Origin of the sequence: Shewanella sp. 10N.286.48.B5, assembly GCF_002874355.2 — a bacterium.
GTDB lineage: Bacteria > Pseudomonadota > Gammaproteobacteria > Enterobacterales > Shewanellaceae > Shewanella.
The window spans coordinates 191468-205321 of sequence record NZ_MCVG02000003.1; the positions used below are offsets into that span (position 1 = coordinate 191468).

Sequence of the window (13854 nt, forward strand, 5' to 3'; positions counted from 1 at the left end):
CAAAAAAGGCCGACGGTTAAAAAACCGCCAGCCTCCGCCCGATTACTCGGGAGGTGGTAAGTTAAAGTATAACTTACTTAACTTCTACTTCAGCGCCAGCAGCAACTAGGTCTGCTTGAAGTGCTTCAGCTTCTTCTTTAGAGATAGCTTCTTTAACTGCAACTGGTGCAGATTCAGCCATCGCTTTAGCTTCTTTCAGGCCAAGACCTGTAGCGCCACGAAGTGCTTTAATAACAGCAACTTTGTTAGCACCGAAAGATGTCATAACAACGTCAAATTCTGTTTGCTCAACAGCAGCGGCAGCATCACCACCACCAGAAACTACTGCAGCTGCAGCAGAAACGCCGAATTTTTCTTCCATTGCTTCGATAAGTTCAACAACTTCCATTACAGACATTTCTGCGAAAGCTTCTAAGATTTGGTCTTTTGTGATAGACATAACAAAAAATTCCTATTGTACTGAATTCAATTTAATTAAGCGGCTAATAAAATATTAAGCTGCTTCTTTTTGATCGCGAAGAGCGGCCAAGGTACGAACAAACTTGCCAGCAGATGCTTCTTTTAGAGTCATCATTAACTGAGCTAGTGCTTCGTCGTAAGTTGGTAATTTCGCTAAACGATCAATATCTGCTGCAGGGATTACTTCCCCTTCAAAGGCTGCTGCTTTAATTTCAAACTTTTCTTGCGTAGCAGCGAAGTCTTTTAATAGACGTGCTGCAGCACCTGGGTGCTCGTTAGAAAAGGCAATTAAAGTAGGACCTGTAAACGTGTCGCTAAGGCACTCAAAATCAGTACCAGCTACAGCGCGTTTAACTAATGTATTACGTACTACACGTATAAATACACCAGCTTCACGAGCTGCTTTACGCAAACCGGTCATATCACCTACAGTTACACCGCGTGAATCGGCAACAACTGCAGATAAAGCACCTTTGGCTGCTTCGTTGACTTCAGCAACAATCGCTTTTTTGTCTTCGAGTCTTAATGCCATTGGCTTTACTCCTGGATTCTACCTAGGGAATTCCCTAGAATTAACCATGTTAAACACAAAGTGTTTAACGACTTACGGTGCAGATTTTCCAGCAGAACAAAATCTATCTGGGGGGTCTGACACCGTCTACGTAGGAAATTAAGTAATGGTTAGATTACACCTACGGTCTTGGACGGAAATCTATTCAATAAGCGGACTAATAAATTAGTAACACACGTAGAAAATAGACCTCAACCCACAAAGTGCGCGCATTATAGACTAATACGCACGCTTTGTATATTACTTAACTTCGTCTAAGCTACCTTGATCGATAGTTACGCCTGCACCCATAGTGGTAGAGATAGTAACTTTCTTCAAGTAAACGCCTTTAGCAACTGCAGGCTTAGCCTTTTTCAGTGCTGCTACAAGCGATTCTAAGTTTTCTTTAAGCTGAACTGGTGTGAAATCCACTTTACCGATAGTAGTGTGGATAATACCGTTCTTGTCGTTACGGTAACGAACTTGACCAGCTTTGGCATTTTTAACTGCATCAGCAACGTTAGGCGTTACTGTACCAGTTTTAGGGTTAGGCATTAAACCACGTGGGCCTAAGATTTGACCTAACATACCAACAACGCGCATTGCATCTGGAGATGCGATAACAACGTCAAAGTTCATTTCGCCAGCTTTAACTTGTGCAGCAAGATCTTCCATACCAACAAGTTCTGCACCAGCTTCTTTAGCTGCTTCAGCGTTTGCGCCCTGTGTAAACACAGCAACACGAACTTCACGGCCAGTACCATGTGGTAATACTGTAGCGCCACGAACGTTTTGATCTGATTTACGAGGATCGATACCTAGGTTAACAGCAACGTCAACACTTTCTACGAACTTAGCAGTTGCTAATTCTTTTAATAAAGCAGTAGCTTCATTGATGTCGTAGTTCTTAGTTCCGTCTAATTTTTCACGGATAACGCGCATGCGCTTAGTTAGCTTTGCCATTATATTAGTCCTCTACTACCAAACCCATTGAACGTGCAGTACCTTCAATTGAGCGAGTCATCGCTTCAATATCAGCGCCAGTCATATCAGTAGCTTTTGATTCAGCAATTTCTTGAACTGCGCTACGCTTGATAGTACCAACTTTCTCAGTGTTCGGACGGCCAGAACCAGACTTAAGACCTGCAGCTTTCAATAATAAGAAAGATGCTGGAGGAGTCTTAGTTTCGAACGTGAAAGAACGGTCGTTGTATACAGTGATAACAACAGGAATTGGCATGCCTTTTTCGAACTTTTCAGTACGAGCGTTGAATGCTTTACAGAATTCCATGATGTTCACACCTTTTTGACCTAAAGCAGGTCCAACTGGTGGAGACGGGTTTGCAGCACCGGCTGCTACTTGTAGCTTAATATAAGCTTCAATTTTCTTTGCCATGTCGACATATCCTCAGTTTGGGTTCAAACGCGTATCGGCTACATGCCAATATGCTCCCCTTGAAAATTACGGGTGCGAATTATACAAAAATTCGCACCCGCAAACAAATACTATTTGTAGTTAATTTAATCAGCTCTTTTCAACTTGATCGAAATCAAGTTCAACAGGAGTAGAGCGACCGAAGATCATTACTGAAACCTTAACGCGGTTCTTGTCGTAATCAACTTCTTCGATAGTGCCATTAAAATCAGCAAATGGACCATCGTTAACACGAACAACTTCACCAGGTTCATACATAACGCGATGAGTCGGTGACTCAACTGTGTCTTGTAAACGCTGAAGAATGGCATCCGCTTCTTTGTCTGAAATAGGCGCTGGACGGTCAGATGTACCACCGATAAAGCCCATAACACGTGGAATACTTTTAACTAAATGCCAGCTTTCGTCATTCATTTCCATCTGTACTAATACATAGCCAGGGAAGAATTTACGTTCGCTTTTGCGACGCTGACCTGCACGCATTTCAACCACTTCTTCTGTCGGTACTAATACCTCAGCGAAGTAATCTTCCATGTTGTGCATTTTTATGTGTTCAAGCAATGTTTTACATACACGGCCTTCATAGCCCGAGAATGCTTGGATCACATACCATCTTTTTTTAGCTTCTGTTGCTTCAGTCATGTAAATGCCTATACGCCAGTAATTAGGTTAACAACGCGCAAAAGTACCCAGTCGAAACCCCAAAGGATAACGGCTACGACAGCTGTTGCAGCAAGAACAATGAATGTAGTGTTTAGCGCTTCTTGACGCGTAGGCCAAACCACTTTACGAACTTCAATGTGAGCTTCACGAGCAAAAGATAAAGCTTCTTTACCTTTCACAGTTTGCAGAGCAATAAAACCTGCAAGAACAAAGGCAACAATTACGCCTAAAGCGCGTACCACAACACTGGCTTCGCCAAATGCTTGGTTGCCAATAACAGCGGCGGCAATCAATATAACTGCTATGCCCCACTTAACAATATCCAGAGAATTAGTCTGGTTTTCAGTATTTGTTGTCATCGGTTGGTTCCGTTACTCACTAAGAGACCTGAGCTTAAAATTGATAAAGTGTACCATTATCAATCAGTACTTCCGAATTAAGCCACGAAAAGCATCAGCTCAGGGTCAAAAATCGGCCATAGATTGTATTCTTATTCTAGTCAGTTCGCAAGGATGACACTAGAGATCATCAGCAAATCTTACAAAAAATAATAAAAACAAAAAAGGAAGCCGAAGCTTCCTTTTTTTATGTGTTAACTAAAATCGCTATTAAGCGATAACTTTAGCTACAACACCAGCACCAACAGTACGGCCACCTTCACGGATAGCGAAACGTAAACCGTCATCCATTGCGATTGGGTAGATTAGTGTAACAACCATTTTGATGTTATCACCAGGCATTACCATTTCTACGCCTTCTGGAAGCTCGATAGTACCAGTTACGTCAGTTGTACGGAAGTAGAACTGTGGACGGTAACCTTTGAAGAATGGAGTGTGACGACCACCTTCTTCTTTCGAAAGTACGTATACTTCTGATTCGAAAGTTGTATGTGGAGTGATTGAACCAGGCTTAGCTAATACTTGACCACGTTCAACGTCATCACGCTTAGTACCACGTAAAAGTACACCACAGTTCTCGCCAGCACGACCTTCGTCAAGCAGCTTACGGAACATTTCAACACCAGTACAAGTCGTTTTAGTTGTGTCTTTAACACCAACGATTTCTACTTCGTCACCTACTGTGATGATACCGCGCTCAACACGACCAGTAACAACAGTACCACGACCTGAAATTGAGAATACATCTTCAATTGGAAGTAGGAATGGCTTATCGATGTCACGCTCTGGCTCTGGGATATAAGTATCTAGAGCTTCAGCTAGTTCAACAACTTTAGCTTCCCAATCTGCTTCGCCTTCAAGTGCTTTAAGTGCAGAACCTTGAATAACTGGTAAGTCATCACCTGGGAAGTCATATTCAGAAAGAAGTTCACGAACTTCCATTTCTACTAATTCAAGTAGTTCTTCATCGTCAACCATGTCACATTTGTTCATGAATACGATGATGAAAGGTACGCCAACCTGACGTGAAAGCAAGATGTGCTCACGTGTTTGTGGCATTGGACCATCTGTAGCAGCAACTACTAAGATAGCGCCGTCCATTTGTGCAGCACCAGTAATCATGTTTTTAACATAATCGGCGTGACCAGGACAATCTACGTGTGCGTAATGACGAGATGGAGTGTCATATTCGATGTGAGAAGTATTAATTGTAATACCGCGCTCACGCTCTTCTGGAGCGTTATCGATTTGTGCGAAATCTTTAACTTCACCACCATATACTTTTGACAATACAGCTGAAATAGCTGCTGTAAGAGTTGTTTTACCATGGTCAACGTGACCAATTGTACCCACGTTTACGTGTGGTTTACTACGTTCAAATTTTTCTTTAGCCATGATATTGCCTCAACCCAGAGTCTTGGTAATGAAAACACATATAGAAAAAATCCGATGCATTGAATGACATCGAATCGATTAGTTTAGGAGATTAGTTTAGCATAAGACAGGACGTGCTGATTTAAAGGATTTGATTGACTTAATAACTCTGACAGAGATATTAAGCAATCAAGTCGTTCAGCAATTTGGAGCGGATGGCGGGAATCGAACCCGCGTTATCAGCTTGGAAGGCTGGAGTAATACCATTATACGACATCCGCGCAACCTGTTTAAGGCTACCTAACTACCTTTAAAAATGGTGGAGGGAGAAGGATTCGAACCTTCGAAGGCTGAGCCGTCAGATTTACAGTCTGATCCCTTTGGCCACTCGGGAACCCCTCCAGAAAAATGGTGCCGGCACCAAGAGTCGAACTCGGGACCTACTGATTACAAGTCAGTTGCTCTACCAACTGAGCTATGCCGGCTAATCATTTCGGAAACGGATATTAGGTAAATGTCGGCACAAGTGCAATAGCAAAAGCATAAAAAAGATAAAAAAAGTCTTAAATGTCGCTTTTTTAGGCTCAATTTAACAACTGCGTTCAAAAATACCTCGATTTAAACTATTGCTAAAACTATCAATGCATTTTCTATTGTTCAATATATATTGTTGGTGTACTGTGCCTGATCTAAGGAAAGGACGTTATGACATCAAATAAATTATCTCAGCAAGCACTTTATTTTTCTTTTCAGCGCCAACAATGGTCTGAATTACGTAATTCGGTGCCTTTAACACTAAGCCAAGAAGAATTAGAAAACCTTCGAGGCATGAATGAGCAACTGTCACTCGATGAAGTGACGGATATTTATTTGCCCTTAAGTCGCCTACTCAACCTGATTATCAGTGCCAAACATCAACGCAGTGAAGTGCTTGATCAGTTCTTAAGTCATAAACCGACAAAAACACCTTACATCATTAGTATCTCAGGCAGTGTTGCAGTCGGTAAGAGTACCACTGCACGTATTTTGCAAACATTATTACAACGCTGGTCAGAGCACCCAAAAGTCGAATTAGTCACCACCGATGGCTTCTTATACCCGTTAGCAGAACTTAAACAACGTAATTTGCTTAAGCGCAAAGGTTTTCCTGAAAGTTACGACATGAAAATGTTGATTGATTTTATTTCCAGCATTAAAGCTGGCGATGAATCCGTATCGGCACCGTTATATTCTCATGTCAGCTACGATAGGTTAACGGATAGTGTCCAAGAAATTAATCAGCCCGATATTTTGATTATCGAAGGCCTTAATGTATTACAGACATCATTAGATCCATCACCTGATCATAAAAGTACCTTTTTGTCAGATTATGTCGACTTCTCTATCTATGTCGATGCTGAAGAGTCACTGTTAAAACACTGGTACCAGCAACGCTTTTTGAAATTCCGACAAGGGGCTTTCAGTGATCCTGAGTCTTTTTTCCATCACTATTCGACACTGTCTGATGAAGAAGCGAATGCTACGGCAGCGAATATTTGGGACACAATTAACGGCCCCAATTTACAGTCAAACATCAAACCCAGTCGTGCCCGCGCTAACCTCATTTTAAAAAAAGCCCAGAACCACCTTGTAGACCAAGTGCTTTTACGTAAATAAATACGGTTATTTGGCAGATGCCCTCAAGCTAATTTCGCCACCAATGTGTGATGTAATGTTGCCATTAATCTCCAATAAAATAGCGCCTTGTTGATCAATTCCTCGACAGATCCCCGATAGAGAATGAGGTGCCATGATCAAATCCACTTCTTTATGAATGAATAAATCATGTTTTTCCCATTGCGGTATAAAAGGCGTTAAGCCTTGTAATTCAAATAGGCGTAAATCTGATTTAAGTTGTTGATGTAAATCAATCATTAAATCAGTTTTATTTGGCATCTCCGCTAAAGCACTCAAGTCACTCCATGGTTGATCAATAGCTTCAGCATGCTTATTAGACATACTCATGTTAATGCCAAAACCGATCACTAAATTACATTCATCCAAGGAATGGCCAGACAATTCAATTAAAATGCCTGCTAATTTTTTATTATCTTTATAAATATCATTGGGCCATTTTAAGCCTAAATTTTCTACACCATATTTCTCTAAGGTTTTTACAATAGAGCAGCCAACAATTAAGCTTAAGCCCATTGCTGCATTCATACCTTGATTTAAGCGCCAAAAAATTGAAGCATAAACATGGTGCCCATAGGGAGATACCCAATTACGTCCTCGCCTCCCCCTACCTGCAGATTGATATTCAGCGATACAAATATCACCTGTTTTCAATTCATCAGCGTGTTGCAACATAAAGGCATTGGTGCTGTTAATGTCATCAAAATAAAAGCAACGATTATCTATTGCAGCCAATAGTTTTGCCTCATCAAATAATGGTAATGGGTTAGATAACTTATAGCCTTTGCCTTTAACACTGTATATATCTACGCCATAATCAAGTAACTGGCTGATGTGGTTGTTTACCGCGGTGCGTGATAAACCCACTTTTTGAGCAATTTGCTCACCAGAGACATAATCACTATGATCAAGCAAAGCTAGGATCTGTTTCTTTTTAACCCAATGACCATTCATATCAGATATCTACCTCGCCTTTTGGGCCAATAATTCTTGGTTCCGGTTCTAAATTTATATTAAATTTATCGTAAACTTTATTCATCACCGCATGAGCTAATTGACAAATATCATTACCCGTTGCCCCACCGAGGTTAACGAGCACTAGTGCTTGCTTGGTATGCACGGCAGCACGGCCTACTGTAAAGCCTTTTAAATTAGCTTCATCAATTAACCAACCTGCGGCAATTTTAATCGTGCCGTCAGTTTGCGCGTAGCCGACAAGATCACTAAATTCGGTTAATAACTCAAGATACTGCTTAGCTGAAATAATCGGGTTTTTGAAGAAACTACCAACATTACCAAGTACCTTAGGATCCGGTAATTTACTTTGCCTCACATCACATACTGTTTCAAATATTATTTGTGCGCTAACACTGTCATCCTGTAAGTGTTTTAGTGGTCCATATTCAAGATTAGGCGCCCACAACTTAGGTAATCTAAATTCAACCTCGGTGATGACAGCCTTATCCTTAAGCTGGTGTTTAAAAATTGAATCTCGGTAACCAAACTGGCACTGATCTGCATCAAGGGTTATCAACTGAGATGTCGTATAGTCATAGTATTCTACTTGAGAGCAGAAATTATCGATTTCTACACCGTAAGCACCAATATTTTGAATAGGCGCGGCGCCAACTGTGCCTGGAATTAACGCTAGATTCTCTAAGCCGTTAATGCCATTTTCTAAACAGTATTCAACAAAATCATGCCAATTTTCACCTGCTTGAACTGATAAGATGAAATTAAACTCATCTTCAACGACCTTAATTCCTTTTGTAAGCACTTTTATAATGGTGCCATTGAAATCATCGGTAAATACCACATTACTGCCACCGCCTAAGATCAACATAGGCTTAGATTCACTGACAAGCTTAGAAACGACTGAAATCAGTTGTTTTTTTGAGTCAACTTCAACAATAGCGTCGCAACATTGTGTTAAGGCCAAGGTATTATGGGGAGCTAAACTTACAGGCATAAAGGCATAGTTCTAACGAAAAATAATGAACACTATTGTACTTAAGATATATACAAATGGCGAAATAAGTCTCTTTTGATTAATAAATTACTACATCCCGTAGGTTTTTATATCAAAACGTCTTAGCACTACTCGTGTCATATCAATATCTCTAAAAAACCTATAAAACTTTGCCTATTGAGCACCGGGAGCTTAATTTGTCTTCTATTAAAATAATATCCATAGACATATATATTGAAAGCCAGAAATGAAAAAGCCCGCTACATAATATCGGGCTTGATACTGATTAGACGCTTGTTGATGTTGATCAACAAATAAACCCTTCGTACTTTATATCTGTGTAGAGTCGCTATAAAGCCTTGCTGAATTTAGATCAGCATTAAGGTCTGCTTTGTCATGAACATTTTCCCACTCTCACCGAACAATATTATCTAGCAGGTGATGATTCAAGCTCTCATGGTTAGTACATATTTCACTTTCCCCGAAAACGGATAGAGCCCTGACTATTAAGTCAGGGCTCTATCGACTCTTTAATGAGTGATATTAGGCGCTTGGCGGTAATCTACTTTCACATAGGCATTCGCCCAGACTCGCAGCTCACACCGATATGTAGCAGTAAATGACTCAAGTAATCTGCGTTAGGATTTATTCTTCTTCCCCAAATACAAAAAAGCCCTAACTGTTAAATCAGGACTTTATCGACTCTCTTACGAGAGAAATTAGGCGCTTGCGATGTTCAGCTGCGGATAAATATTTCGCGTTCCATATCTGTATAAAGCGTTGCTTTATAACCACAGACATTCCCCCTAGTTTCACATAGGCAATCGCTCACACTCACCGCTCACGATATTATCTAGCAGCTGATGACTCAAGTTATCAGCATTAGGGTTTATTCTTTTTGCCTGAAACGAAAAAAGCCTGACTGTTAAGTCAGGGCTTTATCGATTCTCTATCGAGAAATATTAGGCACTTGGCGTTGTTCAGCTGCGGCTAAATCCTCCGCCTTTCATGTCTGTATAAAGCGTTGCTTTATAAACACAGACATTGCACCCTACTTCACCCTATATTGATCGAAAGTCGTAAACGAAAAAATCCCTGACTCGTAGAGTCAGGGATTATTCGTAACTTTTGTTCTTACTTTTAAAAAGTAAGATAAATTATGCGCTTGGCAATGACCTACTTTCACATTGGCATTCGTCCACACTCACCGCTCACGCTGATATGTTGCAGCTAATAACTCAAATTATCAGCATTAGGTATTGTTGTTTTCCCCCCAATACGAAAAAAGCCCTGACTGTTAAGTCAGGGCTTTATCGACTCTCTTATGAGAGATATTAGGCGCTTGGCGATGACCTACTTTCACATGGGCATTCGTCCACACTCACCGCTCACGCTGATATGTTGCAGCTAATAACTCAAATTATCAGCATTAGGTATTGTTGTTTTTCCCCCAATACGAAAAAAGCCCTGACTGTTAAGTCAGGGCTTTATCGACTCTCTTACGAGAGATATTAGGCGCTTGGCGATGACCTACTTTCACATGGGGAGACCCCACACTATCATCGGCGCGATTGCGTTTCACTACTGAGTTCGGGATGGGATCAGGTGGTACCACAATGCTATTGTCACCAAGCAAATTTGGTTGTTAACCGCATAAGCGGTTAACTAAATTCGGAAAGCTGTTTGAGTTTCTTACTTTATTAAGTGCTTAAATTCTATCACTAAGTCTTTTGTAATAAATCTAGTTACCATCAACTCAGATAAAACTCATCTGGGTTGTATGGTTAAGCCTCACGAGTCATTAGTACAGGTTAGCTCAACGCCTCACAACGCTTACACACCCTGCCTATCAACGTCCTAGTCTCGAACGGCTCTTTAGAGGAATTAAATTCCTAGGGATGACTCATCTTAGGACTCGCTTCCCGCTTAGATGCTTTCAGCGGTTATCGATTCCGAACGTAGCTACCGGGCAATGCTATTGGCATAACAACCCGAACACCAGCGGTTCGTCCACTCCGGTCCTCTCGTACTAGGAGCAGCTTCCTTCAATCATCCAACGCCCCACGGCAGATAGGGACCGAACTGTCTCACGACGTTCTGAACCCAGCTCGCGTACCACTTTAAATGGCGAACAGCCATACCCTTGGGACCGACTTCAGCCCCAGGATGTGATGAGCCGACATCGAGGTGCCAAACACCGCCGTCGATATGAACTCTTGGGCGGTATCAGCCTGTTATCCCCGGAGTACCTTTTATCCGTTGAGCGATGGCCCTTCCATACAGAACCACCGGATCACTATGACCTACTTTCGTACCTGCTCGACGTGTATGTCTCGCAGTTAAGCTGGCTTATGCCATTGCACTAACCGTACGATGTCCGACCGTACTTAGCCAACCTTCGTGCTCCTCCGTTACTCTTTGGGAGGAGACCGCCCCAGTCAAACTACCCACCAGGCACTGTCCCGAACCCCGATAAGGGGCCACGGTTAGAACATCAAAACTACAAGGGTGGTATTTCAAGATTGACTCCACTCCATCTAGCGACGAAGCTTCAAAGTCTCCCACCTATCCTACACATGTAGGTTCAATGTTCAGTGCCAAGCTATAGTAAAGGTTCACGGGGTCTTTCCGTCTAGCCGCGGGTATACGGCATCTTCACCGCAATTTCAACTTCACTGAGTCTCGGCTGGAGACAGCGTGGCCATCATTACGCCATTCGTGCAGGTCGGAACTTACCCGACAAGGAATTTCGCTACCTTAGGACCGTTATAGTTACGGCCGCCGTTTACTTGGGCTTCGATCATGAGCTTCTCCGAAGATAACCCAATCAATTAACCTTCAAGCACCGGGCAGGCGTCATACCGTATACGTCATCTTGCGATTTTGCACAGTACTGTGTTTTTGATAAACAGTTGCAGCCACCTGGTATCTGCGACTGCCGTCAGCTTAGGGAGCAAGTCCCATCACCAACAGCAGCGTACCTTCTCCCGAAGTTACGGTACCATTTTGCCTAGTTCCTTCAGCCGAGTTCTCTCAAGCGCCTTGGTATTCTCTACCCGACCACCTGTGTCGGTTTGGGGTACGATTCCTACTAACCTGAAGCTTAGAAGATTTTCCTGGAAGCATGGCATCAACTACTTCATCACCTTAGTGACTCGTCATCAGCTCTCAGCCTAATGTTCACCCGGATTTGCCTAAGTGAACAGCCTACAACCTTAAACGCGGACTACCAACGCCGCGCTAGCCTAGCCTTCTCCGTCTCTCCATCGCAGTTAGCAGAAGTACGGGAATATTGACCCGTTTCCCATCGACTACGCCTTTCGGCCTCGCCTTAGGGGTCGACTCACCCTGCCCCGATTAACGTTGGACAGGAACCCTTGGTCTTTCGGCGAGGGAGTTTTTCACTCCCTTTATCGTTACTCATGTCAGCATTCGCACTTCTGATACGTCCAGTGTGGGTTACCCCTTCACCTTCAACCGCTTACAGAACGCTCCTCTACCGCTTGCTCATAAGAGCAAACCCATAGCTTCGGTGTATTGCTTAGCCCCGTTAAATCTTCCGCGCAGGCCGACTCGACTAGTGAGCTATTACGCTTTCTTTAAATGATGGCTGCTTCTAAGCCAACATCCTAGCTGTCTAAGCCTTCCCACATCGTTTCCCACTTAGCAATAACTTTGGGACCTTAGCTGATGGTCTGGGTTGTTTCCCTTTTGACGACGGACGTTAGCACCCGCCGTCTGTCTCCCGAGTAGTACTCACTGGTATTCGGAGTTTGCAAAGGGTTGGTAAGTCGGGATGACCCCCTAGCCTTAACAGTGCTCTACCCCCAGTGGTATTCGCTCGAGGCGCTACCTAAATAGCTTTCGAGGAGAACCAGATATCTCCGAGTTTGATTGGCCTTTCACCCCCAGCCACAAGTCATCCGCTAATTTTTCAACATTAGTCGGTTCGGTCCTCCAGTTGATGTTACTCAACCTTCAACCTGCCCATGGCTAGATCACTCGGTTTCGGGTCTACGCCTTGCAACTAAACGCGCAGTTAACACTCGGTTTCCCTACGGCTCCGCTATTCGCTTAACCTCGCTACAAAACGTAAGTCGCTGACCCATTATACAAAAGGTACGCAGTCACGGTCTCAAGAACCGCTCCCACTGCTTGTACGTACACGGTTTCAGGTTCTATTTCACTCCCCTCACAGGGGTTCTTTTCGCCTTTCCCTCACGGTACTGGTTCACTATCGGTCAGTCAGGAGTATTTAGCCTTGGAGGATGGTCCCCCCATATTCAAACAGGATGTCACGTGTCCCGCCTTACTCGTTTTCATCTATGGTTAGTTTTCATGTACGGGACTATCACCCTGTACCGTTGAGCTTTCCAACTCATTCCACTAACACCCCATAGACTTAAGGGCTAATCCCCGTTCGCTCGCCGCTACTAGGGGAATCTCGGTTGATTTCTTTTCCTCTGGGTACTTAGATGTTTCAGTTCCCCAGGTTCGCCTCATAACGCTATGTATTCACGTTATGATGACCACTTATGTGGCCGGGTTTCCCCATTCGGACATCGTTAGCTCAAATGCTTGTTACTAGCTCGCCAACGCTTTTCGCAAGTTACTACGTCCTTCATCGCCTCTGACTGCCAAGGCATCCACCGTATACGCTTAGTCACTTAACCATACAACCCAAATGAGTTTCACAAGGAAACTTAATCGTTGTTAGAGCGGGTAGCCCTAACAGCTGTATCGTAACTAGCTGGTTTATTACATGATTTGCATCTCTTGCGAGTACACAAATTCGCCTTAGTTTTTAGAATATTCAAGACACTTAATAAAGTGTTTTGAGAACTCAATGTATTATCAGAAAAGGATTAATTTCCCAATAATACGATTTGTAATTAATACAACGACAGACATCATCGTATTAAATACTATCAGCTTTCCAAATTGTTAAAGAACGGGTAAAAAAAAGCCAAAGATAATGGTTAGATTATCTTTGGCATCTCTTAATTGCATATGTCGACTCAACTTATTGAGAAGATGTAAATGGTGGAGCTATGCGGGATCGAACCGCAGACCTCCTGCGTGCAAGGCAGGCGCTCTCCCAGCTGAGCTATAGCCCCATTTACATGCAGTAAAACAAAATACTTTAATACAAAATCTTCGCTTAGGAGAAATGAAGATTTTGGTGGGTCAGAGTGGACTTGAACCACTGACCTCACCCTTATCAGGGGTGGGCTCTAACCAGCGGAGCTAAACAACCAAAATATATTGCTTTCTTTCTATCAAGTAATCTGTGTGAACACTCAACAAACATTAAGTTAGTCGTTAGTCGTAT

The 13854-nt window shown here is 42.7% G+C and carries 10 protein-coding genes, 4 tRNA genes and 2 rRNA genes; 1 reads left to right on the forward strand and 15 read right to left on the reverse strand.

All coding sequences use genetic code 11. The features are described 5' to 3' along the window. Positions 1–73 precede the first annotated feature (73 nt). The 10 genes from rplL to BCU57_RS17800 form a co-directional block, all read right to left on the reverse strand. Positions 74–439 carry a 50S ribosomal protein L7/L12 gene (rplL, locus tag BCU57_RS17755; RefSeq protein WP_076543262.1) on the reverse strand — a complete coding sequence of 122 codons (366 nt, stop codon included), beginning with the start codon at positions 437–439 and terminating at the stop codon, positions 74–76. A gap of 54 nt (positions 440–493) precedes the next feature. Next, positions 494–991, reverse strand: a complete 498-nt coding sequence (gene rplJ / locus BCU57_RS17760; RefSeq protein WP_076543263.1) for a 50S ribosomal protein L10 — start codon at positions 989–991, stop codon at positions 494–496. A 279-nt stretch (positions 992–1270) separates the two neighbouring features. Beyond that, positions 1271–1972 (reverse strand): 50S ribosomal protein L1, encoded by a 702-nt coding sequence (gene rplA / locus BCU57_RS17765; RefSeq protein WP_102439680.1) that lies wholly within the window; start codon positions 1970–1972, stop codon positions 1271–1273. 4 nt (positions 1973–1976) lie between these two features. Continuing rightward, entirely contained in the window at positions 1977–2405 is a 429-nt protein-coding gene (rplK, locus tag BCU57_RS17770; protein ID WP_076543265.1) for a 50S ribosomal protein L11, read from the reverse strand. A 129-nt stretch (positions 2406–2534) separates the two neighbouring features. Next, positions 2535–3086: a transcription termination/antitermination protein NusG gene (gene nusG, locus BCU57_RS17775; protein WP_076543266.1), complete on the reverse strand. Its 552-nt coding sequence runs from the start codon at positions 3084–3086 to the stop codon at positions 2535–2537. 8 nt (positions 3087–3094) lie between these two features. Further along, positions 3095–3466: a preprotein translocase subunit SecE gene (gene secE, locus BCU57_RS17780; protein WP_102439681.1), complete on the reverse strand. Its 372-nt coding sequence runs from the start codon at positions 3464–3466 to the stop codon at positions 3095–3097. A 249-nt stretch (positions 3467–3715) separates the two neighbouring features. Then, positions 3716–4900, reverse strand: a complete 1185-nt coding sequence (tuf, locus tag BCU57_RS17785) for an elongation factor Tu (RefSeq protein WP_102476545.1) — start codon at positions 4898–4900, stop codon at positions 3716–3718. Between the two features lie 186 nt (positions 4901–5086). Next, positions 5087–5160: transfer RNA gene (locus BCU57_RS17790), tRNA-Gly, on the reverse strand. A gap of 36 nt (positions 5161–5196) precedes the next feature. Then, positions 5197–5281: transfer RNA gene (locus BCU57_RS17795), tRNA-Tyr, on the reverse strand. A 7-nt stretch (positions 5282–5288) separates the two neighbouring features. Next, positions 5289–5364, reverse strand: a tRNA-Thr gene (locus tag BCU57_RS17800). 220 nt (positions 5365–5584) lie between these two features. Here BCU57_RS17800 and coaA point away from each other — a divergent pair. Beyond that, entirely contained in the window at positions 5585–6535 is a 951-nt protein-coding gene (coaA, locus tag BCU57_RS17805; protein ID WP_102436324.1) for a type I pantothenate kinase, read from the forward strand. Between the two features lie 6 nt (positions 6536–6541). Here coaA and birA read toward each other — a convergent pair whose 3' ends face one another. The 5 genes from birA to BCU57_RS17830 all read right to left on the reverse strand — a co-directional run bounded on the left by birA (position 6542) and on the right by BCU57_RS17830 (position 13639). Beyond that, a complete protein-coding gene (birA, locus tag BCU57_RS17810; RefSeq protein ID WP_102436322.1) occupies positions 6542–7507 on the reverse strand; it encodes a bifunctional biotin--[acetyl-CoA-carboxylase] ligase/biotin operon repressor BirA in 966 nt (321 codons plus the stop codon). Position 7508: 1 nt separating this feature from the next. Further along, positions 7509–8522: a UDP-N-acetylmuramate dehydrogenase gene (gene murB, locus BCU57_RS17815; protein WP_102436320.1), complete on the reverse strand. Its 1014-nt coding sequence runs from the start codon at positions 8520–8522 to the stop codon at positions 7509–7511. A 1517-nt stretch (positions 8523–10039) separates the two neighbouring features. After that, positions 10040–10155: ribosomal RNA gene (gene rrf, locus BCU57_RS17820) — 5S ribosomal RNA — on the reverse strand. A 147-nt stretch (positions 10156–10302) separates the two neighbouring features. Beyond that, positions 10303–13195 (reverse strand): 23S ribosomal RNA (locus BCU57_RS17825). A 368-nt stretch (positions 13196–13563) separates the two neighbouring features. Beyond that, a tRNA-Ala gene (locus tag BCU57_RS17830) sits at positions 13564–13639 on the reverse strand. Positions 13640–13854: the final 215 nt, after the last annotated feature.

Coding starts and splice junctions, on each gene's coding strand:
- rplL (WP_076543262.1), bottom strand. CDS start 439: ATGTCTATCACAAAAGACCAAATCTTAGAAGCTTTCGCAGAAATGTCT.
- rplJ (WP_076543263.1), bottom strand. CDS start 991: ATGGCATTAAGACTCGAAGACAAAAAAGCGATTGTTGCTGAAGTCAAC.
- rplA (WP_102439680.1), bottom strand. CDS start 1,972: ATGGCAAAGCTAACTAAGCGCATGCGCGTTATCCGTGAAAAATTAGAC.
- rplK (WP_076543265.1), bottom strand. CDS start 2,405: ATGGCAAAGAAAATTGAAGCTTATATTAAGCTACAAGTAGCAGCCGGT.
- nusG (WP_076543266.1), bottom strand. CDS start 3,086: ATGACTGAAGCAACAGAAGCTAAAAAAAGATGGTATGTGATCCAAGCA.
- secE (WP_102439681.1), bottom strand. CDS start 3,466: ATGACAACAAATACTGAAAACCAGACTAATTCTCTGGATATTGTTAAG.
- tuf (WP_102476545.1), bottom strand. CDS start 4,900: ATGGCTAAAGAAAAATTTGAACGTAGTAAACCACACGTAAACGTGGGT.
- coaA (WP_102436324.1), top strand. CDS start 5,585: ATGACATCAAATAAATTATCTCAGCAAGCACTTTATTTTTCTTTTCAG.
- birA (WP_102436322.1), bottom strand. CDS start 7,507: ATGAATGGTCATTGGGTTAAAAAGAAACAGATCCTAGCTTTGCTTGAT.
- murB (WP_102436320.1), bottom strand. CDS start 8,522: ATGCCTGTAAGTTTAGCTCCCCATAATACCTTGGCCTTAACACAATGT.